The sequence below is a fragment of the uncultured Agrobacterium sp. genome, assembly GCF_913777885.1.
GTDB lineage: Bacteria > Pseudomonadota > Alphaproteobacteria > Rhizobiales > Rhizobiaceae > Agrobacterium.
Window position 1 is genome coordinate 69372 of the sequence record NZ_CAJYTV010000013.1, and the last position, 24269, is coordinate 93640.

The following is a 24269-nucleotide window of genomic DNA, read 5'->3' on the forward strand; positions in this document are numbered from 1 at the left end:
GTCCTAGTTGGAGTGCGACCCTCACGCGGCTGGCTCAAGCACCGGCAGCGGCCGTGTCAGCCACGCATCGTCGATTTCGGGAAGCGGGATGGCGTCAAGCAACAAGCGCGTGTAGGGCGTTTTCGGAGCGTCGAACACAGCTCCACATGTCCCCTCCTCCACAACTTCGCCGAAGCGCATGACAGTCACGCGGTCGCATATCGCGCGGATAACCGACAGGTCGTGGCTGATAAAGGCCATGGCGAGCCCCATCTCTTGCGATAGCTCTTTCAGCAGGTTCAACACCTGCGCCTGCGTCGAAACGTCGAGACCGGACACGACCTCATCGGCGAGCACGAAATCAGGCTTCATGAGCACCGCGCGGGCGATGCCGACGCGCTGACGCTGGCCACCGGATAATTCATGCGGCGCGCGATCCAATGCTACGGCGGGCAGCGACACGCGTTCGAGCACGGCGCGCACCTGTCGCTCGGCATCACGACGGTCACTCGCGAGGCCGTGCAAGAAAAGCGGCTCAGTGAGAATGCGCCGAATTGTATGACGCGGATTGAGCGATGCCATCGGGTCCTGGAAAATCATCTGCATACGTCGGCGCAACGGTCGCATCGTTTCCGGAGAGACGTGGGTAATGTCATGGTCGTCGAAACGAATGATGCCGGCCGACAGCGGCACCAGTTTCAGAAGCGCGCGACCAAGCGTCGTCTTGCCTGAGCCAGACTCTCCGACAATGCCGACCGTCTCCCCACGCCTGATCGACAAATCCACCCCGTGCAGGACACGAACGCCCGTCCGGCCTCGACCGAAAAGCCGCTTGCTGGCACCATATGTCACTTCGACGCCTTTGGCTTCAAAGAGAAGATCGCTCATCTGATGCTCCTTTCGGCGATGCCGATTTCAGCGCGCAGTTGACGGAACACAGCTTCGGGCACAGGCTCAAGCCCTGCATTGGGCCGATCATAACGTGGACCTGCAGCAATCAATGCACGAGTGTAGGCGTGCTTCGGTGCCGTCAGCAGATCTCGGGTCGAACCATCTTCGATCACCTTGCCGGCGTAAAGGAGGGTCACGCTATCACAGATTTTGGCGACGACGCCGAGATCGTGGGTCACGAAAATCACTGCCGTTCCGTGGGCTTCCTGCATACGACGGATAAGGCGGAGGATTTCCTTTTGGACGGTAACGTCAAGCGCGGTCGTCGGCTCGTCGGCGACAACGAGCTTGGGGTTCAACGCAAAGGCAGAGGCGATCAGAATACGCTGGCGCATGCCCCCTGAGAGTTCATGCGGATAGGCCTCCAGCACCCGCTTTGGATCACGGATTTGTACTTCATCGAGAAGTTGAAGTGCGCGCTGATGGGCATCCGTCTTGCCCATACCAAGCCTCATCCTTAGCCCGTCAGTCAGTTGCGCTTCGATCCGCCGCGCCGGGTTGAGTGCCGTTTGCGGGTCTTGCGGGATCAGCGTGATGTCACGACCCATGATATTGGTGAGTTCGCGGCGCGGCATGGCAAGCAAGTCACGCCCCTCGAAGCGGATGGAACCGCCGGTGACTGTGACGGTGGATGGCAAAATGCCAAGCACCGCTTTCGCAATCGTGGATTTGCCAGCCCCGGATTCACCCACGAGACCGCACACCTCACCCTTTTTGAGGGTGAGCGAAACGTCACGCAGCACTGGCGCGCCAGCGTCACGGGTGGAGATGGCGCTGAGACCTTGGATAGCAACAAGCGACTGGGTCATCGGCGCATCACCGGATCAAGCGCCTTGCGCAAACCGTTGCCCAGTTGGTTGAAAGCGAGAACGGTGGCAAAGAGCGCAACGAGAGGAAAGACGAACACCCACCAACCTTGGTGGATCATCTGGCGGCCCTGCGCGATCATGCCACCCCATGTTGGGATGTCCGAAGAAAGCGAGAGGCCAACAAAGGAAAGGATTGCTTCAACGATGATGGCGATACCCATTTCAAGGCTGACCAACGCGATGAGGACAGGCGCCACATTCGGTAAAATCTCGCGCCATAGAATATGACCGCGCGAAAAACCAATTGTTTGAGCAGCCATCACATAATCTAGCTGTGACTGCGCCATGGTTTCGGCTCGAACGACACGACAGAAGCGCGTCCAGTCGATGATGACGATCGCGGCGATAACCGAGTGCAGGCCCGAGCCCATGACCGCTACCAGCAACACGGAAAGAAGGACCGGCGGAAAGGCCATCCAGATATCGACAAGGCGCGAGATGATGCGATCCGCCCACCCGCCATACCAACCGGCGGCGAGGCCAAGAAGCGTTCCTATGACGGCAGACAAGCTTGCGGCCACGAATGCAACGGTCAGCGCGATCCTTGACCCGTAGAGCACACGGGAAAGAACGTCACGGCCAAGATCATCGGTGCCGAGATAGTAGCCAGGCTCCGCCCCTGGATAGGTCACAGGTGGCATGTTGCCCAGCATCAGATCCTGCTCGAGCGGGTCTTTGGGGGCGATGTGGGGCGCAAAGACAGCAATGAGCATCAGGATGAGGAGGAAGCCGCCGGCAATAACCACCCGCGGCTCCCGCAAAAGCGGTTTGATCGTTTTCATCGGCAGGCTCCACAAGCGGAAAGGTGCTTCCATATCGGTCACGATCTTGGACATCTCAGCCATGCGCGGCGCTCCTCGGGTTCAGCCATGCTGCGATGAGATCGACCAAGATATTCACCAAAATGAAGATGGCACCGAAGGTCAGCACGATTCCCTGGATCAGCGGTAGATCGCGGTTGATGACCGCATCGATCGCCATGTTGCCGAGGCCGGGATAGGAAAAGATCCGCTCGACGATAACCGTGCCGCCAATCATGAAGGTAAACTGCACGCCGGTGAGCGTCAGCGTTGGTCCGACGGCATTGCGCAGCGCCTCCTGAAGCACGAGCCGCACGGGCGACATGCCTTTCAGTCGCGCCAGCAGCACATAATCCTGCACCATGGCCTCTGCGAGCGCTTCCTTCAGCGTGCGTACGACAATGGCTGCCAAAGGCAGGCCAAGCGCCAGCATGGGCATCACCATGTGGGCGAGGACGTCCGCGAAAGCCGAGAACTTGAAAGTAACGAGGCTCTCGATCAGATAGAAATCCGTGTGGAAGTCCGTCGTCAGTGCCGGATCGATACGACCGGATAGAGGGAAGACCGGCCAAAACACGCCCAACAAGAGAACGAGCGCCAACGCCCAGACGAAATCTGGCACAGCAAGAAACAGCCCATTGATAAAATCCAGCGCAGGATCAAGCTTCGTTCCTCGTGCGAGCGCGCCAAGTATGGCAATCATGCCACCGGCGAGCACGCCGAAAACGAGTGCGGTGAATGCAAGCTCCAGCGTTGCTGGCAAGCGACCACCGATCAACTCCATGACATCGCGACGTTGCGAAATCGAGGTGCCGAAGTCGCCCTTCAAGACATCGCCGAACCAGATGACGAATTGCTGTGGTAGGCCAAGATCGAGTCCGTAATGGGCACGCAGTGCCGTAATATCGGCAGGGGTCGCACTTGGCGAAATCATCATAGCGATGGGGTCACCCGGAACGATGCGCAGCAGACAGAATACGATGACGGCAACACCCACAAGTGTCAGCACCGCCATCACGAGACGATTGAGAAGATCGGAAAAGGTCATGATCATACCTTCCTGTTGCCGTCAGCGTTGGCTGCGGCCACATGCGCGGTTCTGCGAGAAGGGGCAAGCAGCGCCACGATCACGGGTCGCGTCGCTGCTCTCTTCCGTCAGGCCTTGGAGACCAGCGTCGGCTGAAGTGCGCTCGAAACATTCGGCGTGACCTTCAGCGAAGACTTAAAGACGATCGGCTGCACATACTGCAGAAGCGGGATGACATAGCCCTGCTCGGCAATGTATCTGTCCGCGGCCTTCCACCCGGCGATGCGTTTGGCCTCGTCCTTCTCGCCCCAAAGCGGGCCGATTAGCGCGTCGACATCGTCACTCTTCCAGGCCGAGTGTGGTGACTTGGAGAACATGGCAAAGCCAGTCGATGTCGTTGGATCGCCGATTGCGTTGCCCCAATTGTAGAAGGCGGCAGGCGCGAGTTTGTGCCCAGCGCGCAGTTCGAAATGCTTAGCCACCTCGTAGACTTCGATCTCGGCCTCGATACCGACCTTGCGCCACATGCCCACAATCGCCTGGACCATCTCGTAATCCTTTGGCTTCAAGCCCCGTGTGGTCTGGATCTTGAACTTGACCGGCTTGTTCTTGGAAAAGCCGGAGGCCTTGAGAAGCTCAGCAGCCTTCTCCGGGTCGTAGCCAACCTTGATAGAGGCGTCATAGGCTTCGTATTCTGGAGCTTCCAGTGTGTCGATCGGAACGCCGTAGCCACGCAGAAGCTTCTTGACGATACCAGCCTTGTCGATGGCGTGATGAGCTGCAAGCCGGACGTTCGTGTCCAGCATCGGTTCGACATTGGTAATAAAGATCATGCCGATATCGGAGATCGGCGAAGAGACGCCGGCGAGGCCCTTCTTCGCCTTCAGTCGGTCGAATTCCTCATAGGGAATTTCGAGTGTGACATCGGAGGAACCAGATTCGATTTCGGCGACACGGCTCGTCGGATCTGTGACGAATTTGAAAATGACGGTTTCGAACGCAGGCTTGCCGCCCCAGTAGTTCGGGTTGGCTTTGAGGCGCAGGAAAGAATTGCCCTCATAGGCGTCAAACATGTATGGCCCCGTGCCGATAGGTTTCTTTTCGAAGCCTTCTGCCCCGACCTTTTCGTAATAGGCCTTGGGCAACACATAGCCGGTGAGGAACGCCATCCACTTGAATATGGTCGGATCGAAGTTGAGAACATCGGCTGTGATCCGCTTGCCTTCGACCTTGTAGTTACCGATGCTGGCCCAGACGCTCGCGACAGGATTGCCGCTGTCTGGCTTGCCGGCGCGGGTCAGGGACCAAACTATATCTTCTGGGGTGAAGTCCGAGCCATCATGCCACTTCACTCCCTCGCGCACATCCATCCAGACCTTGGTCTTGTCGTCGTTCCAACCCCAGTCGGTCAGTAAACCGGGCTCGAAGGAAAGATCCGGCTTCTGGCTAATATATTGATCGTAAATGGAGCGGTAGATCGCCTGGATGGCGGGGTTAACGCCGGAAAGCCCAACTGTCCCGTCAAAGGATGGCAGGTTAGAATTGAAGGCAATCGTCAGAGTATTTGTTTGCGCAGCTTGAACCGGGATGCGCCCGGCAAGGATGCCGGTCAGAACGGTAGCCGCACCTAGTCCCAGTACGCCACGACGCGTCATGTCAGTCATTTTGGACTCCTAAAGTTCCCCTTGAAGGACTTCCGGTGTTTCCCGGATTAGTTATTGTTTTAAACTTAAAATTAAAATCAGGATTTTGACAAGAGCCACGTCGTCCATTTTTAGAAAATAATATGAAAGGGAATATTTCTTGGCGGCACTTCCGGCACGCCGCCAGTCGCGTTTCCGCTGGTACTTCTGGATAGTACAGCTATGCAAAGCCTTGTTGGGCCGAGCGGTTCGCAACATAAAACGCCGCGCTGATCGCAAACCATTGAGCTCTCACACAGGCAATTTATTTTAAGCTTGATGCATTATCGAGAAAATGTATGCATACAGAAATAAAATCATAATACTGGTGGAATGAGATGGCTGAATTCGATGCGGTGGTTCTGGGAGCAGGTCACAACGGGCTGGCAGCGGCGGTTCATCTGGCCGCGAGGGGCTGGAAGGTCGCAGTAGTCGAGGCAAAAGCCACTGCCGGCGGTGCGGTGAAGACGCAGGAAGTGATCGAACCTGGCTTCCGGCACGATCTGGCAGCGATGAACCTTTCGATGTTCGCTGGCTCCGCTTTTCATCAAACCTACGCTCAAGACCTTGCAACGCATGGTCTGAAGTTCGTCCCCGCCGCGAAGTGCTTTGCCAGCGTTTTTCCAGACGGAACCCATCTCGGCATTGGCACTGACCTTGCAGCCAATAAAGCGGCAATTGCTGCCCTTTCGGCGAAAGATGCCGAAAGCTTCGCCGCCATGTCGGCAGAGTTCGGCGCCAAGGCTCCGCATCTCTTTGGACTGCTTGGGGCACCCATGCCTTCGTTTCTCAGCGTCAAGACGATCTGGAAAGCCTGGCGAGCAGGTGGCATTCCGCTGCTAACCGACCTGCTCCGCCTGCTACTGTCCTCGCCACGCGGTTTTCTCGATCGGCATTTTGACAATGAGAAGCTGAAGGTCACCATGGCGACGTGGGGCCTCCATCTGGATTTCCCGCCAGATGCTTCCGGTGGCGCACTCTTTCCTTATCTGGAAACGATGGCTGATCAGGCCTTCGGCATGGTGATCGGTGAAGGCGGCGCGGATATCATCATCAAGGCGATGGTGAGCCTGCTGGAGAGCAAAGGTGGCGAGGTGTTCCTCAATTCTCCTGTCACCTCTGTGGAAATCTTCAGCAACACAAAGAAAGTCGTCACACTTGCAGATGGACGCAGACTTACGGCGAAACGTGCCATCATCTCCAACATTCACCCCAAGCTTCTCTTCGACGGAATCGTGAAGACCGGTCGGTTGCCGCCCAAATTCGCCGAAGGCATCAAGTCCTACCGGTCTGGACCAGGCGCAATGATGATCCATTTGACGCTGGACGGCTTGCCGGACTGGATAGCCTCTCCAGAACTGAAAACCTACGCCTACGTCCACATAGCGCCCACTCTTTCGATGATGACGAAGGTTTACGACGAAGCAATCTCTGGTCTTCTGCCTCAAGAACCGGCTCTCGTCGTCGGTCAGCCTACCGCGGTTGATCCAACCCGCGCGCCCGATGGCAAGCATGTGCTGTGGGTACAGGTGCGCGTGCTCCCGGCAGAGGTCAAGGGCGACGCTGCAGGCGAGATCAACGCCACGGACTGGGCGTCGGTAAAAGACGCCTATGCCGTGCGCGTCATCTCGATCATTGAGAACTACGCGCCAGGCTTTCGGTCTAAAATTCGAGGGTGCTCGGTCTGGTCACCCGTCGATTTACAGGCGGAAAACCCTAATCTCATCGGCGGCGATAGTTTGTCCGGCTCGCATCATCTTGACCAGAACTTCCTCTTTCGCCCCGTTGCAGGCTATTCGCGCTACAAGAGCCCCATCGATGGCCTGTACATGTGCGGGGCCGCGACGTGGCCGGGTGCAGGAACGGGAGCCGGCTCCGGCTTCATGCTGGCAAAGATGCTTGCTGGGTGACAAGCAAGTCCGCCTGCTGCGGTGGTTCCAGTCGGGTAATGCCCAACAACAAGCGAAGCATCACCGCGACTTGTCCTACGCCTGTAGTCTGGACGCCAGGAAGTGGTCAATGCCGGCCTGAGCACATTGCGTATCCTGGGCCGGCGTGCCTGAACTCAGGCCAATTCCGCCCACGACCTCGCCATTAACGATCACTGGCAGGCCACCGCCGACGACCACCAGGCGCCCACCGATCGCAGAGTTGATGCCATAGGCGGGGTTGCCTGGCTGGCTTGCCGCGCCGTAACTCTCGGTCGTGCGCTTGGCGCCGGCCGCCGTGTACGCTTTGTCCTGGGCAATGATGGTGCTGGTTATCTTACCCCCATCCATTCGTTCAAATGCGATCAACTGACCGGATTCATCGACAACAGCGATACACATTGGCACGCCAATTTCCGTTGCTTTCGCTCGCGCTCCTGCAATCAGGCTGCGCGCGTCCTCTATGTCCAAACGCTTGATGACCAACATTTGCTGTTTCCTCTCGTGTATCTACCAAATCAGGCAGCGCACCGCATTCGAAAGATCAATAGCGGGCACTAGCCTGTTACTCGACGCAAAGACTATCATTGAATGAGGTCGCTCCGATCTTCGGAACGACACTCCCCCACGTGTATCAAAGCGCAAGTTGACGGCGAAGCGTTTCCAGACGCTCCATCGCGATAACTCCCTCGACGATCGTCGGCGCGGGGGTACTTGCTCCAGCAAGGGCGGGAACCACATCTGCAAGCAGAGAATGGTAGCCTTTGGGATCCTCATTGGCCGCTGCCGTAAAATTCGGCTTCCATGTCAGCGTGTCGCAATCCTCGTTCAGTGTTGCACCGAGATCATCGATCTTGAACGGCGGGTTGCGGTGCCATTTGATATCGATCACGTCGTCCACTTCGATCCGCTGGTGATCGCCCATGAGCTCAATGCGCTCGACCGGCGTGCCGCGCGATTGGATGGTGCCCATCGCCACATTCCCGATAGCCCCGCATTCGAATTCGAAGCCAACATGGAAGAGTACGCGCCCCGGTGTCTTCTCGACTTTGCGGGCGTTAATCGAGCGGACGGGGGAAACCAGGAAAGACACGAGATCCATGTAATGAACACAATGGTGAAGGAAGAAGCCGGTATAGTCGACGTTACCGACGAAGTAGCCCGGTGCGGTCATGTAGTAGCCAGTCAATCCCAGTACATCGCCGAAACGACCCGACTTGACGATATTGGCGGCCATGCGATTACCGATCGAGTACCGTTTCATGAAGCCCAGAAGGAGCGGTTTTTTGGATTTTTCCGAAGCAGCCAAAAGTTCACGAGCGCCTGCAGCGCTACCCGACGGCGGCTTTTCCATGAAAACAGGCAAGCCTCGCTCAAGAGCCATCTTTCCGAAAGCCAGGTGCTGGTCGGGGCCAACCGCCATGCCAACGGCGTCGATGCCCGGCGTCTTCAGCAGATCGGCAACGTCACTGACCAGATTGGTCACTCCGAACTGCCGGCCAGCATCTTTAAGGCGCGCGCCGTCGATATCGCAAAGCGCGACAAGCTCGACGTCATGGCGAACAAGCTGCGGAAGCAGCATCTGCGTGGCGTGAATGCCGCAGCCGATCCAACCGATTTTTATAGTCATCGACGATACTCCGTCAGCAGGAGGTGAGATTTCATGAACGCGCACGAGGCAGACAGGCGATTGCTCTCGTCTTCGTGGGGCGCCCGCCACTGGGCGAACGGAACACCGAAACGGTCATCGGTACGACGAAAAGGTTCGAGCGAGATCGGCCCCTTGTAACCAACCTCATGGAGGGCGCGGCAGACGTCGACCCAGTCCGTCAAGCCCGTCCCAGGGAAGCCACGATGGTTCTCGTTCGCCTGGAAATGGACAAGGCGATCCCCTGCGAGCCGGATGGCCTCTGATAGCGAACTTTCTTCCATGTGCATGTGGAAGGTGTCGAGCATGAGCTTCACAGCAGGATGATCGACGGCATCAAGCAGTTCCATCGCCTGCTGCGTCGTACATAGCACGTCGCTCTCGAAACGGTTGAGGGGCTCCACCGCCAGAACAATGCCGGCCTTCTGCGCGTAGTCTCCCGCCTCCTTCAGCCCTCTGACACATCGATCTTTTCGTGCAAGGCGCTCAGCTTCTTCCACGACCTGTGGGGCACGACCTGCGAAGACCAGCGGGTTTCCTGTCAATGGCCCCCCAACCACCGTCGCGCCGAGACCAGCAGCACAATCGACCGTGTATTTGAGATAATCGATACCGGCACGATGCGCATCCACGTCGGCGGACGACAGGTTCCTCTGCAGATTGACACGAGCGGCGAGAACAACGCCAATTCCGGCATCGTCGAGAGCCTTTTTTGTCTCAGTGATAGCGAGCTCACCGATTTCTGGAACAAGAAGCTCAACGAAATCATAGCCATGATCGCGCATTTTCATGAACAGCGGGAAATGCTCAGCCGTGAAAGGGCGGGCATACTGCATGGATATCAACCCTATGGGGTTCATCTTTGTGTCCTTATGATTGAATAAAATTCCATTGCCGCGAAGACCTCTGCGAGGACGCTCAGCCCTTCACGGCGCCCTGCGTCAGACCGCCGATCAGCCGACGCTGAACGAGCAGGAAAAGAATTGTTGCTGGCATGGCCCCGACCACGGCACCTGCGGCAAGCAGGCCCCATTCGATTTGATACTCACCGATCAACGTCTGGATAGCGACTGTCACAGGCCGAACATTGCGGCCACCAAGCGTTAACGCGTAGAGATATTCATTCCAGGCGGTGATGAAGATGTAGATCCCGGTCGAAATGATCCCCGGCATTGTCAGAGGCAGAACCACCTTCCGGAGAGCCGTCAGACGTGAACATCCGTCTGTCATCGCCGCTTCATCGAGACTTTTAGGGATCGCGGCGATATAGCTTGTCAGCATCCAGACCGCGAACGGAATGGCGACCGTCGCATTCGCGAGAATAAGCCCAATATGCGTGTCGAGAATGCCGAACCGGCGCATCAGCACAAAAAGCGGCAGGATAAGCAGGACCGTCGGGAACATGTTGATTAGCAGGAACTGCATCATCAATAGTTTCCGCCCACGGAAGCGAAAGCGCGAGAATGCATAGGCAGCGGTGACCGAAACGATCAGTCCGATGACGACCGTGCCTCCGGCGATGATCAGGCTATCTCCCATGTTTTTTAGAAACGACGTCTGCTCGATGAGCCGAACATAGTTGTCCATACTCCAACCCATGGGCGACAGCGAGACCCCGGTAGCCGAAAGGACGGCTGTTGGCGTGAGTGACGTTAGTATCATCCACACGAACGGTGCCATGGCGAACAGGACGATCGCAAGAACAGGCAAATCTGTTGTGAGGATCCGGCGAAGCGTGCTTTTCTGTGTCATCTTTCTACCTCGCGCATGGTGCGAGCGAGATAGAGAACCACGAACGCGCCAAGAAGGATGGTAAAGGTAACGGCAATGGACGTGCCGTATCCGAAGTCGAGATTTTGGCGAGCTTTTATGAAAGCATAGAGCGGCAGGGTGTAGGTGGCATATCCCGGCCCACCCCCGGTCATCACGAAGATGACATCCATCGAATTCGCGACCCAGATCACGCGCAACAGCCCTGCGGTCGCAAGAACCGGCGCGATCCCAGGCAACGTTATATGCAGGAACTGCCTCCATGATGACGCTCCGTCGATCGACGCAGCTTCGTACTGACTCTTCGGTATGCCTTGCAGCCCCGCGAGGATCATGACCGCGAAAAAGGGGAAGCCTTGCCATGTCAGCGTTGCTATAATCGCATAGATCGCGACCTTTGGATCGGCGAGCCAAGGAACTGCCGCTTGGACGACCGACAGATAGATGAGGATGTCGTTCAGCACACCTGTATTGGGATCATAAATCCAACGCCACATCAGGGCGATCACCACGCTGGGTAGGGCCCAGGGAATAATGATCAGCGCTCGCGCCAGACCACGCCACGGAAACTCCCGGTTCAAGAGCAAAGCCGTCAGAAGGCCGAGCCCCATCTGAAGCGGTACGGTCAAACCGATCCATAACAGAGTGTTCCAGAGTGCGGCCCAGAAAACAGGATCGTTGAAGAGCTTCACATAGTTTCCGAAACCGACGAACTTGCTGGCATTCGGTTTAAAAAGGATGAGATCGTAGAAACTCGTCCACACCGCCTGCACCATCGGCATGAAGACAATGACCAGCGTCACGACAAATGCAGGCGCAAGCAGGACATATGGAAGAAGCCGTTCCGAGCGCCAGTCGAAAATCGCGCGGCGCTGCGAGGAAGATGTTGCTAACAAAGACATACTGCGTCCGTTTCATTGCCGGGAAGAAGCCCCGACACAGTTGTCGGGGCAAGGACGTGGCGGCTACTACTCAGCGAAAAGCGCCTGCAGCTGCTCCATCATCTGCTGAGAGGTTACCTGCCCCGTCAGCGCCTGCTGCATATTCGTCTGCCACGCGCTATTGACGAATTCGGAAACATTCGAGGTTTGGGGCAGTACCTTCGCAAACGGCAGCGATTGGACCGTCGCATCAACGAAGCGGCGCTCGTGAAGCTTCCAATTCGCCGAACCGCTCTTGGTCACGGTCATCTGGCCAGTGGCGCTATTGAAAGCGACGTTGTTCTCACCCTCTGCGAGAAATGAAATCCACTTCCAGGCTGCGTCCTTGACTGAGGAACTGGAGAAGATCGCAAGAGACTCGTCGCCATAGGACGTCCACTGACCGTTGCCACACTTCGGAACGGGCACCGCGGATACCTTATCGCCCAGCGCAGCAACGAGATCCTTCGATGAACCGATGTGGTGGATCGTCATCGCCGTTTTGCCCGATTTGAAAGCTGCAATGATTTCCTGGAACCCATCATTGGGGGCGGATGGCGGAATTACCTTGTCCTTCTGGAAGAGGTCGATCACCCACTGATTGGCCGCAATCGCCTCGGGCTTGATCATGCCGCCTGGCTTCAGTTCTGCTCCCTGAGAAAAGACAAACGCGCCCCACTGATCCCAGCCTCCCTTGCCACCGCGCAGGCCAAATCCATAGGTGTCAGGTGCCTTTGTCAGCTTGATAGCGGCGTTTCTGAAATCTTCGCAGGTCTTGGGTGGCTGCAGACCTGCCGCCTGAAAGAGATCGCTCCGATAATATAGATAAAGAACAACATACTGGATAGGCAGATAATATTGAGTGCCGTCCGGCCCCTTGTTCAGTTCGAGTACGTTATCGAGGAGATCGGCTTTGCCTTTCCAGGCATCGATCTTGTCGCCGATCGGCTCAAGCGCGCCCATTTCGACGAGACGCGGTTGAGCGAAAAGCTTCACCATCGCGGCATCAGGTGCGTTACCGCCAACAAGCGACGTGTATAGATTATCGTAATAGCTGTTCCACGGGACATTCTCGGCCTGAATTGTAATACCCGGATTGGCTGCTTCAAACTTTTTGACCAGCTCAGCCATCGGGTTGGCTGGATTGTCGAAATGATACCAAAAGCGGACCGTTTCCGCCTTTGCCTGGGATAGCGCCGCCGACGCCGCCAGTGCAGCGCCGAGCGCCATTGCTTTCAGAAATTTCATGCCTTCCTCCTCCAGGTTTGTTTTGTTTTCAGCGGCTGGTTAGTCGCCTAGCTGCACTGCCCGCTGCCGCCAACGCCTCCCGCGCGGCAGACAGCTCGGATGTGTTCTGCAAAAAGCCGTGAATCACGCCCGGGATGATCAACAACTCATCGCTGCGACCAAGCGATTGAAGACGCTCGCTGAGAGCCAGCGTGTCCGACAGAAGAGGGTCAACCTCCGCGGCCATCAAATGAAGAGGCGGCAGCGATGACAGTTGCAGATCGGTTGCGACGAGCGGACATGCCAAAGGGTCAGCTTCGATCTTCTCCCCCCCGGCATAGAAGCCCCAATAACGCTGCATCTTGCCACGCGTCAGTCCGGGCCCTTCGCTGAAGCGCATGTAGGAGGCCGTCTCGAATGAACACGCATAGTTCCCGTAGAACAGCAGCCCACCGTCTGGGAGTGGCCGTCCATCCTGCTCTTCGTGCAGCATGGCTGCCAATGCGAGATTGGCACCCGCGGAGTCGCCAGCTACTAGCAAAGGGCCACGGCAAACTCCGAAAGCAGATGTTGTGCTAAAGACGTGACGGAGTGCCGATACCACGTCCTTCAGACCTGCAGGAAACGGACATTCGGGCGCAAGCCGGTAGTCCGGCAACACCACAGGCATCCCGCTTTCAATCGCAAGGACTCGTGCACAGCGCTCGTGCGTCTCCGGAGAACCGAATGCGAAGCCTCCGCCATGTACGAACAGGATTGCTCCGCGCCCAGCACCTTTCGGCACCAGAATTTTCAAGCGACAGCGGGCGGCACCAAGTTCTTGATCTTCATCGACCCAGACTTCCGAGACGCTCTGCATCGGCGGCAGATCGACATTGCAACGCGCGCTCGCGAACGCCGCCTGGGCCCTTCCCTCTCTAGCCGCCAACGTCGTTGGGTCTGGTAACGGGCCAAGCTCCGCCAGCGTCTTTGCCATCAAAGCAGCGGTCTCTGCCGACAACGCACCCGATAGCACCTGGGCGGCGCTCACTGAACGCTCTCCGGAAATACCTCAGGACCAAAATCGACGATCGTTGCAATGTGGTGATGCATGGAAGCGGCTGCGCGCCGCGCGTCACCGCTTTCGATAGACTCGATGATGCTGCGGTGACGCAGTGCGGTTGCCTTCAAGTCGCGCGACATCGGGCTACGCGAAATCTTGAACCGATGATTATGAACCAGGCAGCGATGAAGAATGGGATCGAGGGCGGGCAGATTGGCATCCTCGAAGATACGACGATGAAAATCACGGTCGACAGCTGCAAGCTCCAGTTCGTCGGCAGCGTCCGCGGCATCCAACATTTTGCTCAACAGGTCCTCAAGGTCTTTGACCAGGGTTCGGCTCGGAGCGCGCATCATCCTGGCAATGCCGCTACCCTCGATCTGCTGCCGCAGCCGAAACATTTCGATTGCCTCGTCAGCGGTACACTCGGAAACCTGCGTGCCCCGACGACCCTTTCGAAGCACAAGGCCCTCTTCCTGCAACTGCAACAAGGCTTCGCGCACAGTGCCCTGACTGCATTGAAAGTGCGTCGCAAGATCGAGTTCGGTCAATCCCGTTCCCGGTTCAAGCACGCCAAGCATGATGTCCCGTTTCAGCGTGTCAAACGCTGCGCTGGATTTGAGGGATTTCGTCGCGGTTTGCCTGGGTGGAAAATATGCCATCCGAATGTGCCTGCGCTGTTGCGTATCGATGAACTTATCATTATCGATATTGACATCGATAATGATCGTCAAGCACGAAGTTGCGACCAGGGAGGAAAACGTGGCCGAAATTGCGCTGAAGGAAATCCAGAAGTCTTACGGCAGTCTAAAAGTCATTCACGACATCGATATTGATATTGAAAGCGGCGAATTTCTCGTCTTGGTTGGCCCGTCCGGATGCGGAAAATCCACCCTTCTTCGAATGATTGCCGGACTGGAGGAGATTTCCGGTGGGGAGTTGCACATTGAAGGAAGGGCAGTAAATCGTCTGCCGCCTGCAGAACGCAACATCGCAATGGTTTTCCAGGACTACGCGCTTTATCCACACATGAGCGTGAGAGACAATATGTCTTTCGGTCTGAAGATGCGTGGCAGCAAAGACGAGGAAATCGGTCACCGTGTTTCTCACGCGGCTGATATCCTCAAGATCACAGACTATTTGGACCGCCGCCCTGCGCAGCTTTCCGGTGGTCAGCGCCAACGCGTCGCTATGGGTCGAGCAATTGTCCGGGAACCTGCCGCGTTTCTTTTTGACGAGCCATTGTCCAATCTTGACGCAGCGCTCCGTGTCGAGATGCGGCTTGAGATTGCTAAGCTCCATCATCGCATGAAGGCGACCACCATTTACGTTACGCACGATCAAGTGGAGGCGATGACATTAGCGGACCGCATCGTTGTGATGAATGCTGGCGTTATCGAGCAAATCGGCAAACCTCTGGATTTGTATCACAGACCAGCAAGCTTGTTTGTCGCCCGCTTTATCGGCAGCCCGACTATGAATACCCTTCCTGCGAGCCTTGCTCGTGGCCTGCTCACTTTACTCAACAAGTCGATCCACCTAGATGATGCGGTTGGTTACGGCAGGATCGACGGTCAGATCGTGGTCGGCATTCGGCCTGAAGACCTTATACAGTGTTCTGAGGAAGACGCCTGGGTAACCGGAGAGTTAGTAGTTGCAGAACGCTTGGGCAGTCAGACGTATGGCTACGTGGAGATCGGTCATTCGAAGATGCTCTGCGCGGAGTTCCCTCGAACGAGTGACGTGAATGTTGGTGAGACGTTACATTTCCGAGTGCGCACCGAAAGTCTTCATCTTTTTGATCCTAAGACGGGCCGCAGGATAAATCCGGTGTGAGAGCGCTAACCGATGGAGCCACATACCGAGCTTACCGTCGTCCTCAGAACGTTCACCGGCGTTCGCATTTTAGCGATCGCTTCACCGGCCGTGAAGGGTCCGATGTCTTATGGACGTCTCAAGAATGGGGCAACTCCATTGGCAGACATCGGACTAAAGGCGCAGGCGCTTTCACTCGCGGTAAAACGGGTTGCCGAACTGCAGCGTCAGATAACCGAGCTTGTCTTGGCGATGACGGGAGAGAGGCTGACGGAAATCGTGTTTGCCGCGGAAGTGAAAGCCTTCCTCAGGGCTCGATGTAATTTGTCTGTCATCGAGCTATCGACCTACATGGGACGCGAAGCCCCTTAAAGGCTCGCAGCTCGTTCTTCGCAACACGCGAGCATCGTGCCGCGTCGTCAAAGCTCTGGTCGCTGCTGAGCAGGCACGTCAGGAAATTCTCGAAAGAATGGAGATCGGCGCAAGGATCGATACAAGAGATGTACCGCCGGCTAGGAAACGGCTGGCCGACGCTACGTTGACGCCGGTTGAAGCAATGACGGCTGCCTCCATCGAAGAGAAAGTCGCGTGGTTTGTGAGGAGCCCAAAAAGCGTTTTCGAACTACCGGCGAAAAGTCTACGCTTGCAGAGCCAGAGCTTCGCCAGCAGGCAGGAATTCTTCAGCTCGAATGTAACCTCGCCGTCAGTGACGCAGGAATGATTTGACTTCAACTACCCAGCGACACCAGCAACTGCCCTGTGTCCGCCTGCAGGCATTCTTGTTATCAGATCCTTGCGCAATCCATGTGTCGAAAGAGTGTAGTGTGCGAATAGTGTTCTAGTATATTGTAAAAAACTGTAACGACTACCGTTGGGGGCAGAGTTGGCAAACGATATGTGGCTTCAATTGAATGGTGCGAAGCTCGGTATGTACACGTGGGATCTGTCTCGAAACAGCCTTGTTGGCGATGAGTACTACTCTTATCTCTACGGGTTTGATCCAGACAAACTTGCTGCTGGAATCGACATCGAGACCCTTTTGTCCAAAATCCTGCAAGAGGATAGAGAAATTGTCGCCGAGCGGACCCATGCCTCCATTCTTGATGGATTATTCGGCACAATATCCTTCAGGGTCACAAGACGATCAGGCCTATTAAGGCTCGGCGCGTTCGGCCGGTGTATCAAAGACGTGGACGGAACACCGAATTTTTTCACAGGCGCAGTCTTCGAGTTGGGGTCTGACAATCCGAGTTTCAGCTACCGCTCACCGACAAGCTTTCAATAATTTCCCTCTCTAGACAGCAGAAAGCGACACAGCGGCTCGCATCTGTCACGCAAGCAAGGATGTCCGCCTGACGAGCTTCGTACCCCTCTGTCGCGCATTCTGATCAGCGTCCCGTGTTAGGACGGGCGGGGACGATCTCCCTTATCGCGCAAGGAGTGACATTTTGAGCGATTTCTGTTCCTAGGAATAGGGCCATCAAATTTCGACAAAGACGACCGAGCGGTCGGCGGTTTCCAAAAGCGTGTCAGCAACAGTGCCGTAGGAAAGGTCAGCGCCTGCCCGCCTGTTGACCCCCAAAATGATCAGATTAAAGCGGCCTCTTCGAGCATGCTTGAGTATGGCCAGCTCCGGTGAAGCTTGCTGCGACGTGACCTTCTCCAACGGCAGACCGTAGAACTCTGCAATTCGGTCAAGTTGCTCGAACGCCGATTGCTGGACACCACTCGTGTCGCTCACTCTCGACAGAGACGCTGCCTGTGCAGGATCCTTGAAATACACTGCAGCGATCGATCCGCCGGTAGCCTTTGCGATGACAAATGCAAACTCTACTGCGTTCAGCGAACGCTCTGTCCCGCTGACAGGTACAAGTATACGCAGTTGAGTATCCGCTTCTGGAAGATGTCCTCGAGCCGAAACAATCGCTGTCGTCCCGCCGAATGCATCCACCATCGTTGTGTGTCGACCACCGTACCCACCGCCCTCGGCAGTGCTCGGCTCAACGCCCACGAACATCATGTCATGGCCTTTGTCCGCAGTCTCCGACAGGATGTCGTCCAGTTCCCCGTCCTTTGCTCGGATCGTAACATGGACCTCGCCATCGGCCGAAGCTTGCTTGACGTCGTCCATTTGCATGGCCGCATCAGCAGTGCTCTGCACGCGCTCGCCGACCTCTTTCGCGCGACTGTCCGGCATACGTCCCGCCAATTCGTCAGCTCGACCATCGCCGGGTTCGTCCAAGACATCCAGAACGGTAATTGGCATCTTGCGCACGGCAGCGAAATGTCCAGCGATGCGGGCAGCAAGATCGCTGCTGGCTGAATGGTCGACCGCAAGCAGGATACGCTCGAAATTGGACAGGAAGCTTTTTTCCTCGAAGGATTCAAGCCGCAGGCGATCCTCCTCATCTTCCCGCATCGGTAACCGCGCCAATGCCCACCGCAAGGTGGGTGGCATAGCCATCGTCGTTACGACTGCCATAGCAACAATCACGGAAAACAGACGTTCGTCGAGCACGCCGACCGATAGCCCTATGGAAGCTACAATAACTTCAGTTGATCCCCGGGCATTCATTCCGCACCCAAGCGCGATAGCTTCTGGATTGGAGAACCCACCCATTTTAGCACCGACAAAGGCACCACCGAATTTTCCAAGACTGGCGATCAGGATCAGTCCTACCGCCAGAAGCAATATAGATGGGTCAGCCAAGAGGCCGAGATCAGTATTCAGACCCGTCAGACCAAAGAAGACCGGCATGAACAGCGCGGTCGTCAATCCACGTAGCTGTCCTTCGATCTGGCGTGTCAGGATTGGGGATTGACCGACGAGAATGCCCGCGACAAACGCGCCCAAGACAGTGTGAACACCGATCAAATTGGTGATTATCGCCATGCCACCCATAATGGCGATAATCGCACTCAACACTGGCAGGTCACTCTTGAAGGTATCGTTGACCCATCGAATGATCTCAAAAACGATGCGCCGTCCGATCGTGAAGCTGAAGGCCATGAACGCGATCGTGCCAATGACGCTCTTTGCGAGGATTGCAACATCAACAACGCCACTCGTGGCCAGGCTGAAGGTCACAGCGATGATAACCCAGCCGATCGTGTCATCGATAATAGCAGAAGCGACAATCAACTGACCGACATTACGGCGCATGAAGTCCATCTCCCGCACCACAGACGCCACAATCTTCACCGAAGAGATCGACAGTGCGGTTCCAAGAAAGAGCGACGTGACCAATCGCGCGTCGGGATCAGGCAACAGACTTGCGGGGATGACCTCCCCCAAAGCAAAACCGAGTGCAAAAGGCACCACGATCCCAGAGAGCGAAACTCCAGCCGCCGCACGACGCAGCCGCAACGCCAGACCAAGATCCGTTTCCATACCTGCGAGCAGAAGCAAGAACAAAATACCGAGTTGAGCAACGGCGTCTGCCATCGCCTTTTGCGCCTCGCCATCCGGAAACAGCGTCGACTGGGCTTCGGGAAACACAAGGCCAAATACTGAAGGACCTAGCAAGACACCGCCGATGATCTGGCCCATGATAGACGGCTGCCCAATGCGCACCATAGCCTCGCCGAGCAATCTCCCGACGACCACAAGTACAATGATCTGGATTAGAAATAAGGCCTCTGAGGGGCCGGGGGATTTTCCATCGGCGGCAAAGGCGGCGCCGCACGTCACTAACATCCCGACTGTCGGCAAGGCCCAAAGGCTAAGCCGGACAGAGTTCACTCTGATTTTCATCGATGGAGGCCCCGTACATTTCTGGCGATAAAACGGGCAAGCCATGCCAATGTTCCGTAGAGAAGACTGACGGCGCCTATGACCTTATTCGATCCGGCTATCCAAGCAGCCCCAAAGTCGTCTCTAATGGCTATGACGTAATAAACACCCTATCCGTTTTCGTCAGCTTTCCCGCAGCCTGTTCGCAAACAGAACAGGCAAGCGATGCTGCTTAGTGACTTCTTGTACTCCCTACCTATTCGCTCAGAAACCTTGCACCCCGTAAAGATGCTTCCTCGAGGGCTCGAATGATAGGTTGTGCTAAATGGTCGGCACAAAGCCGGACATGATCGTGTCCAGCGACATCGTAGCAAGCGGCTCCAGTCCCGAATATCTAGAACACTAGCGAGTGTCTGGATCGAGGGGCGCCATGTGTAGCCAAGCACGCGTCTAGCTTATCCTGCAACAACATCTTCGAAGCGGACAAATACCCAGACTGAGCAACAGAGCTCGATTTGAAGGTAAGCAACGCGATTTCGCGCAAGGCGATCCGTGAAAACAATGGCTGCCAAAGGATTCTGACAACGCGGCCGACGGTCTGATCGAATTCGTCAGAGGCGATGAGCAGGCCGTCCACAGCACTTCAAGCGTCCAAATCCACCTGGACAGATTTTAGAACAACGTCTCATCATCTGGCCATCGCGGCCCGACACCGATGCCTGTAGAAAGCCATGCTTCGCTGACCTCGAGAGAAGCGGCGATCGGCTCAAGGTACTCGCAGCCCGGCTCGCTTCGATCATTCTCCCAAGCGCTCCAAACGTCGCTTTCCACCCCAACCATCTTCGCAGCATTATCGATAGAGAGCATAGATGCATCTCGCGCCAATGAGATGCGTCCCCCGAGCGTGTCAGTTTCGGTGAGCGCTCTATGATTGGTTTCTAGTGCCATCCCTGCCCCCGAAAATGATCCGGCCTCCTCGAATATCTTACGAGAAGGCCGGATTGCATCAGCTCTGTTCCCCAACCCAGGCCTTCACCTGATCTGGATGGTCCTTGATGTATTTTTCGATAGCTGCGTCGTAAGACGTCTCTTGGGCTGTGAACATCGCCGCTTCCAGGTCGTTAAGCGGCACCTTCATGCGCGAAAGAAAGTCGGCAGCCTTGGGGTTTTCTTGCCTGAATTTCTTCGATGCAAGGATATCGACATGCTCGGCCTGACCCAAGGATTCTTTCGGATCAGTAAGATAGCGGAGCTTGTACTTTCCAAACATCCAGTGCGGGCTCCAGGACGTAGCGACGAACCACTTTTCACCTCGCATCGCGCGGTCAACTGTCGTTAGCATGCCCGCTTCGCTGGAGATTTGCAGCTTGTACTGGTCGAGCGCATAATCCTTGACCGCCTGTTGCGAAAGGCGGGTCAAACCAGCACCCGGATCGATGCCCTGTATCGTGCCAGACAACTTCTTCTGAACCTCAGGCTTCTTCAGGTCCTCGATCGAAGAAATCTCTGCTTCAGGAATATAGGCAGGCACGACCCAACCGAGCTTCGCGCCGTCATAGACCGTGCCGAGCGTCTCTACCTTGTCTTTCACCTTTGCGAAGTAATCCGCGTGAGTTGCCGGCAACCACGCCATCATCATTGCATCGATATCGCCTCGGCTGACGCCTTGGTAAAGCGGCGCGACATCCGTCTGAACGAGTTCCACATCCTGGCCGAGCTTCTCCTTGATCAGCTTGGCGGCGAGTTTGGTGACGAACTCAGCGTCGGACCACGGGGCAAAGCCAAGCTTCACAGTTTTCGCATCTTCAGCCATCGTTGGCGTTGCTGAGCCAAAAAGCACAGCGGCAGCAAAGCCAATGGCGCCACCAAGTGCAGCCCTGCGGGTCGAGGAAAGTGTCTTGAACATATGTTCTCCTTTTGGGAGGTTTGAATTTGCGGATTCAGCATCCGCATCGTTGGGCGGCGCGGTGCTCAGACAGTTGCCGGAGACAAGTGTTTGCGCTCGCTCTTTCTGTTGAAAAGCCCCGACCAAAAGGCAGCTTGAGGCTTTCCAAGGCTTTGTGTCAGGCGATCGAGGATCACCGCGAGAATCACGACAGCAAGACCGCCCTCAAAACCGGTGCCCACGTCCAGGCGCTGTATGCCGGTGAGAACCGTGTTCCCAATACCGCCTGCGCCAATCATGGATGCAATGACAACCATGGAAAGCGACAGCATGATCGTCTGGTTGATGCCCGCCATAATGGAGGGCATGGCGTTCGGCAGTTGGACCTTGAAGAGCAACTGCGAGGGCGTGCAGCCAAATGCGTTTCCAGCTTCTATGAACTCTACATGCACCTGGCGAATGCCTAGATTGGTGAGGCGGACCACCGGCGGCATAGCGAATATGACAGTTGCGATAGCGCCGGGTACTGCACCAAGTCCGAAAAACATCGCCGCAGGAATAAGATAGACGAATGCAGGCATGGTTTGCATCAGGTCGAGGACCGGTCGGATGATCGCAGCAACCGAATCCTTCCGCGCCATGGCGATCCCAAGCGGAAGACCGATGATCATAGCCATCAGCGTTGAAGCTATGACGAGTGATAGAGTCTCCATCATCGCGGTCCAAAGACCCATGTGGTCAACGAGCCAGAGCGCAAGTCCAGCCAAGACACCAAAAACTGCGCCGACCCGCCAAAATGACAGGATGACGAAGATGAGAATGCCCACTGGCATGGGAATGGCAGTGAGCGTGTCCTGGATGGTACTGGTCACGAACCCGATCAGAGTGGCGACGAAATCCAAGAGGGGTGAAAAATTGTCCAGAATGTAATTGACGACGGCATCGACGCCGTCCCCTATATCGAAATTCATAGTCAGACTCCGGTTGTTGGCCGGTTGGGGGAAATGCTGAAATCAGCTCGCGCGGTCGAGCGTTTCAAGCAGTGTCGATTTACTGATAGAGCCGAGGTAGCGCCTGGAGTTGTCGACAACGGGAACTGGCCATGGGCTCGCCGCTACGCGTCCCAGTACGTTCGACAATGGCTCGTCAGCCGGGATCGGTTCGATCTCGGATAGAAACGCCGCTCTATAGGGATCCGAATGTCCAGAACGCATATTCTCGACGAGCGTGGTTTGGCTGACAACGCCATGATAGGTTTTGTCGCGCCCCAGAATGATCGCATATTCGCGATCGAATGTCTTCATTCGCTCGAGTGCTGCGGCAGCGGTTACACCTTGTCGCTCGATGATCGTCACCTGTGTTTTTCGAGCGACGTCGCCAGCTTTGAAGACGTGACTCACGTCAACGTTCCTAAAGAAGGAGCGGACGTAGTCGTTTGCCGGGTTCATGACGATTTCGTCCGGCGTGCCGACCTGAACGACATCGCCGTTCTGCATGATGCATATCCGGTCACCGATGCGCATGGCTTCGTCGAGATCGTGACTGACAAAAACGATGGTTCGGCTGTGTTCGGCCTGAAGGCGGACCAGCTCATCCTGCATTTCCGTACGGATTAGAGGATCGAGAGCGGAAAATGCTTCGTCCATGAGCAGAATTGTGGGTTCACTGGCAAGTGCGCGAGCCAAGCCGACGCGCTGCTTCATTCCACCTGACAGCTGATCGGGCATGCTGTCTGCGTAACCGGCGAGACCAACAGCCTCCAGCGCCAGAAGCGCCTTTGCTTTACGTTCGTCTTCCCCCATACCGGCAACCTCAAGCCCGAAAGCGGCATTGTTGATAACGGTGCGGTTGGGCAGAAGAGCAAAGGACTGGAATACCATGCTGATATCGCGCCTACGCACCTCTATTAGGTCGCGGCGGGACATCTTCGTGATATCCTGGCCGTCGATCTTGATTGAACCCGCTGTGGGCTCGATCAGTCGGTTGAGCAGGCGTAGGAGGGTGGATTTGCCCGAGCCTGAGAGGCCCATGATGACGAAAATTTCGCCGGCTTGAATGTCAAAGCTTGCCTTGTTGACTCCGACCGAGCATCCGGTTGAAGAATGGATTTCAGATTTCGTCTTCCCGGCGCGAACCATATCCAGCGCCTTGTCGGTATCCTCACCGAAGATCTTGTAGACGTTATTGAGACTGATTTTGGTCGTAACCGGCGGAGCCAGTGCGTCATTTTCAGTTTGAGAATTCATATATTTTATTCAGCCCAGCATAGAGCAGGGGCGCTCTCCTTCTTACCGCAATTGCACCTGACACCCTCAGCGCTTAAGACGCGGGATATCGACAGGATAAAAGCTCGTTTGCGACATCACCGCTAGCACAAGCTTCAAAAACGCGGATCCAAATTCGTGATGACGACTTCGCACACGCACGATTTGGTCCGATAAAGACGCGGGATAGTGAGCATCAAACTCACTGATAGGCGCTACATAAGATAATTTTTTTTCAATGTCCATAAAAAAACCCTAAATATTTTTCGCGAAGTGAGTTTTCGCGAGCGTTTGAGAGGTCCTTTGGCAGCAGCACCAGTCTCGTCAGACTGACAAAAACCCTCTTGATAGCAACCAACGGGTCGCGAGATTTGAGGGCTAACGCGGGAAGTGGGAATACGTCTATTTACGACATCGCACCACAGAATAAAGAAAGCGGAAAATGACTTAGAGTGGCATTGGCCCAACTGGTACTGCTTGGACGAAGCTCGGTAATGACGCCCACGGCTCTTCTATAAATACCGGATGTCACCAAAGGTCATATCCACACACGAGGCCTTATAGGTTCTTGTACAAGCTCGGGGAACGGGCAATGTATTTCCGTGGGTGGACCTTTTCTGTGCCCCCTCTAGACGTGACATTGCGTCACGCGACACTATGGGGGGTTGGGCTCATTTGACATGAGCTTAAGATGCTCGCCATCGACTCTGTGAAACTGCAGTGCCCGCC

Annotated in this window: 21 protein-coding genes; 4 read left to right on the top strand and 17 right to left on the bottom strand. The window is 56.0% G+C overall.

Features of this window, described 5'->3' with window-relative positions:
• Window positions 1-21: 21 nt before the first annotated feature.
• The 5 genes from QZ869_RS12675 to QZ869_RS12695 all read right to left on the bottom strand — a co-directional run bounded on the left by QZ869_RS12675 (window position 22) and on the right by QZ869_RS12695 (window position 5290).
• Window positions 22-867 carry an ATP-binding cassette domain-containing protein gene (locus QZ869_RS12675; RefSeq protein WP_296105200.1) on the bottom strand — a complete coding sequence of 282 codons (846 nt, stop codon included), beginning with the start codon at window positions 865-867 and terminating at the stop codon, window positions 22-24.
• Window positions 864-1739 carry an ABC transporter ATP-binding protein gene (locus QZ869_RS12680; protein ID WP_296105203.1) on the bottom strand — a complete coding sequence of 292 codons (876 nt, stop codon included), beginning with the start codon at window positions 1737-1739 and terminating at the stop codon, window positions 864-866. The genes QZ869_RS12675 and QZ869_RS12680 overlap by 4 nt, the downstream gene beginning before the upstream one ends.
• Window positions 1736-2581, bottom strand: a complete 846-nt coding sequence (locus QZ869_RS12685) for an ABC transporter permease (RefSeq protein ID WP_296105273.1) — start codon at window positions 2579-2581, stop codon at window positions 1736-1738. The genes QZ869_RS12680 and QZ869_RS12685 overlap by 4 nt, the downstream gene beginning before the upstream one ends.
• A 55-nt stretch (window positions 2582-2636) precedes the next feature.
• Window positions 2637-3647 (bottom strand): ABC transporter permease, encoded by a 1011-nt coding sequence (locus QZ869_RS12690; protein ID WP_296105206.1) that lies wholly within the window; start codon window positions 3645-3647, stop codon window positions 2637-2639.
• 107 nt (window positions 3648-3754) lie between these two features.
• Window positions 3755-5290 (bottom strand): ABC transporter substrate-binding protein, encoded by a 1536-nt coding sequence (locus tag QZ869_RS12695; protein WP_296105208.1) that lies wholly within the window; start codon window positions 5288-5290, stop codon window positions 3755-3757.
• Between the two features lie 356 nt (window positions 5291-5646).
• Here QZ869_RS12695 and QZ869_RS12700 point away from each other — a divergent pair, with 356 nt between their 5' ends.
• Window positions 5647-7218: an NAD(P)/FAD-dependent oxidoreductase gene (locus QZ869_RS12700; RefSeq protein ID WP_296105209.1), complete on the top strand. Its 1572-nt coding sequence runs from the start codon at window positions 5647-5649 to the stop codon at window positions 7216-7218.
• A gap of 75 nt (window positions 7219-7293) precedes the next feature.
• On the opposite strand, the gene QZ869_RS12705 is transcribed toward QZ869_RS12700, so the two are convergent.
• The 8 genes from QZ869_RS12705 to QZ869_RS12740 all read right to left on the bottom strand — a co-directional run bounded on the left by QZ869_RS12705 (window position 7294) and on the right by QZ869_RS12740 (window position 14505).
• Entirely contained in the window at window positions 7294-7725 is a 432-nt protein-coding gene (locus QZ869_RS12705; protein WP_296081680.1) for a heme-binding protein, read from the bottom strand.
• A gap of 145 nt (window positions 7726-7870) precedes the next feature.
• On the bottom strand, window positions 7871-8866 hold the full coding sequence (locus QZ869_RS12710) for a Gfo/Idh/MocA family oxidoreductase (protein ID WP_296101420.1): 996 nt from the start codon (window positions 8864-8866) through the stop codon (window positions 7871-7873).
• Window positions 8863-9744 carry a sugar phosphate isomerase/epimerase gene (locus tag QZ869_RS12715; RefSeq protein WP_296101418.1) on the bottom strand — a complete coding sequence of 294 codons (882 nt, stop codon included), beginning with the start codon at window positions 9742-9744 and terminating at the stop codon, window positions 8863-8865. Before QZ869_RS12715 ends, QZ869_RS12710 begins: the two co-directional genes overlap by 4 nt.
• A gap of 58 nt (window positions 9745-9802) precedes the next feature.
• Window positions 9803-10636: a carbohydrate ABC transporter permease gene (locus QZ869_RS12720; RefSeq protein WP_296105211.1), complete on the bottom strand. Its 834-nt coding sequence runs from the start codon at window positions 10634-10636 to the stop codon at window positions 9803-9805.
• Window positions 10633-11556: a carbohydrate ABC transporter permease gene (locus tag QZ869_RS12725; protein WP_296081672.1), complete on the bottom strand. Its 924-nt coding sequence runs from the start codon at window positions 11554-11556 to the stop codon at window positions 10633-10635. The genes QZ869_RS12720 and QZ869_RS12725 overlap by 4 nt, the downstream gene beginning before the upstream one ends.
• Before the next feature lie 66 nt (window positions 11557-11622).
• Window positions 11623-12822, bottom strand: coding sequence for a sugar ABC transporter substrate-binding protein (locus QZ869_RS12730; protein ID WP_296105213.1), 1200 nt, complete (start codon window positions 12820-12822; stop codon window positions 11623-11625).
• A 28-nt stretch (window positions 12823-12850) separates the two neighbouring features.
• Window positions 12851-13831 (bottom strand): alpha/beta hydrolase, encoded by a 981-nt coding sequence (locus tag QZ869_RS12735; RefSeq protein WP_296101415.1) that lies wholly within the window; start codon window positions 13829-13831, stop codon window positions 12851-12853.
• On the bottom strand, window positions 13828-14505 hold the full coding sequence (locus tag QZ869_RS12740) for a GntR family transcriptional regulator (RefSeq protein WP_296101414.1): 678 nt from the start codon (window positions 14503-14505) through the stop codon (window positions 13828-13830). Before QZ869_RS12740 ends, QZ869_RS12735 begins: the two co-directional genes overlap by 4 nt.
• A gap of 100 nt (window positions 14506-14605) precedes the next feature.
• Here QZ869_RS12740 and QZ869_RS12745 point away from each other — a divergent pair, with 100 nt between their 5' ends.
• The 3 genes from QZ869_RS12745 (at window position 14606) to QZ869_RS12755 (ending at window position 16943) form a co-directional block, all read left to right on the top strand.
• The gene (locus QZ869_RS12745) at window positions 14606-15679 is read left to right on the top strand and encodes an ABC transporter ATP-binding protein (RefSeq protein WP_296105275.1); all 1074 of its coding nucleotides are present in this window, start codon (window positions 14606-14608) and stop codon (window positions 15677-15679) included.
• Window positions 15680-15691: 12 nt separating this feature from the next.
• Window positions 15692-16030: a hypothetical protein gene (locus QZ869_RS12750; protein ID WP_296105214.1), complete on the top strand. Its 339-nt coding sequence runs from the start codon at window positions 15692-15694 to the stop codon at window positions 16028-16030.
• A 511-nt stretch (window positions 16031-16541) separates the two neighbouring features.
• The gene (locus tag QZ869_RS12755) at window positions 16542-16943 is read left to right on the top strand and encodes a hypothetical protein (protein ID WP_296081651.1); all 402 of its coding nucleotides are present in this window, start codon (window positions 16542-16544) and stop codon (window positions 16941-16943) included.
• Between the two features lie 195 nt (window positions 16944-17138).
• Here QZ869_RS12755 and QZ869_RS12760 read toward each other — a convergent pair whose 3' ends face one another.
• The 4 genes from QZ869_RS12760 to proV form a co-directional block, all read right to left on the bottom strand.
• Window positions 17139-19412: a cation:proton antiporter gene (locus QZ869_RS12760; protein WP_296105215.1), complete on the bottom strand. Its 2274-nt coding sequence runs from the start codon at window positions 19410-19412 to the stop codon at window positions 17139-17141.
• A gap of 985 nt (window positions 19413-20397) precedes the next feature.
• Window positions 20398-21297 carry a glycine betaine ABC transporter substrate-binding protein gene (locus QZ869_RS12765; protein ID WP_296081649.1) on the bottom strand — a complete coding sequence of 300 codons (900 nt, stop codon included), beginning with the start codon at window positions 21295-21297 and terminating at the stop codon, window positions 20398-20400.
• Window positions 21298-21362: 65 nt separating this feature from the next.
• Window positions 21363-22253 (bottom strand): proline/glycine betaine ABC transporter permease, encoded by an 891-nt coding sequence (locus tag QZ869_RS12770; protein WP_296105276.1) that lies wholly within the window; start codon window positions 22251-22253, stop codon window positions 21363-21365.
• A gap of 36 nt (window positions 22254-22289) precedes the next feature.
• Entirely contained in the window at window positions 22290-23522 is a 1233-nt protein-coding gene (proV, locus tag QZ869_RS12775; protein ID WP_296038672.1) for a glycine betaine/L-proline ABC transporter ATP-binding protein ProV, read from the bottom strand.
• Window positions 23523-24269 lie beyond the last annotated feature (747 nt).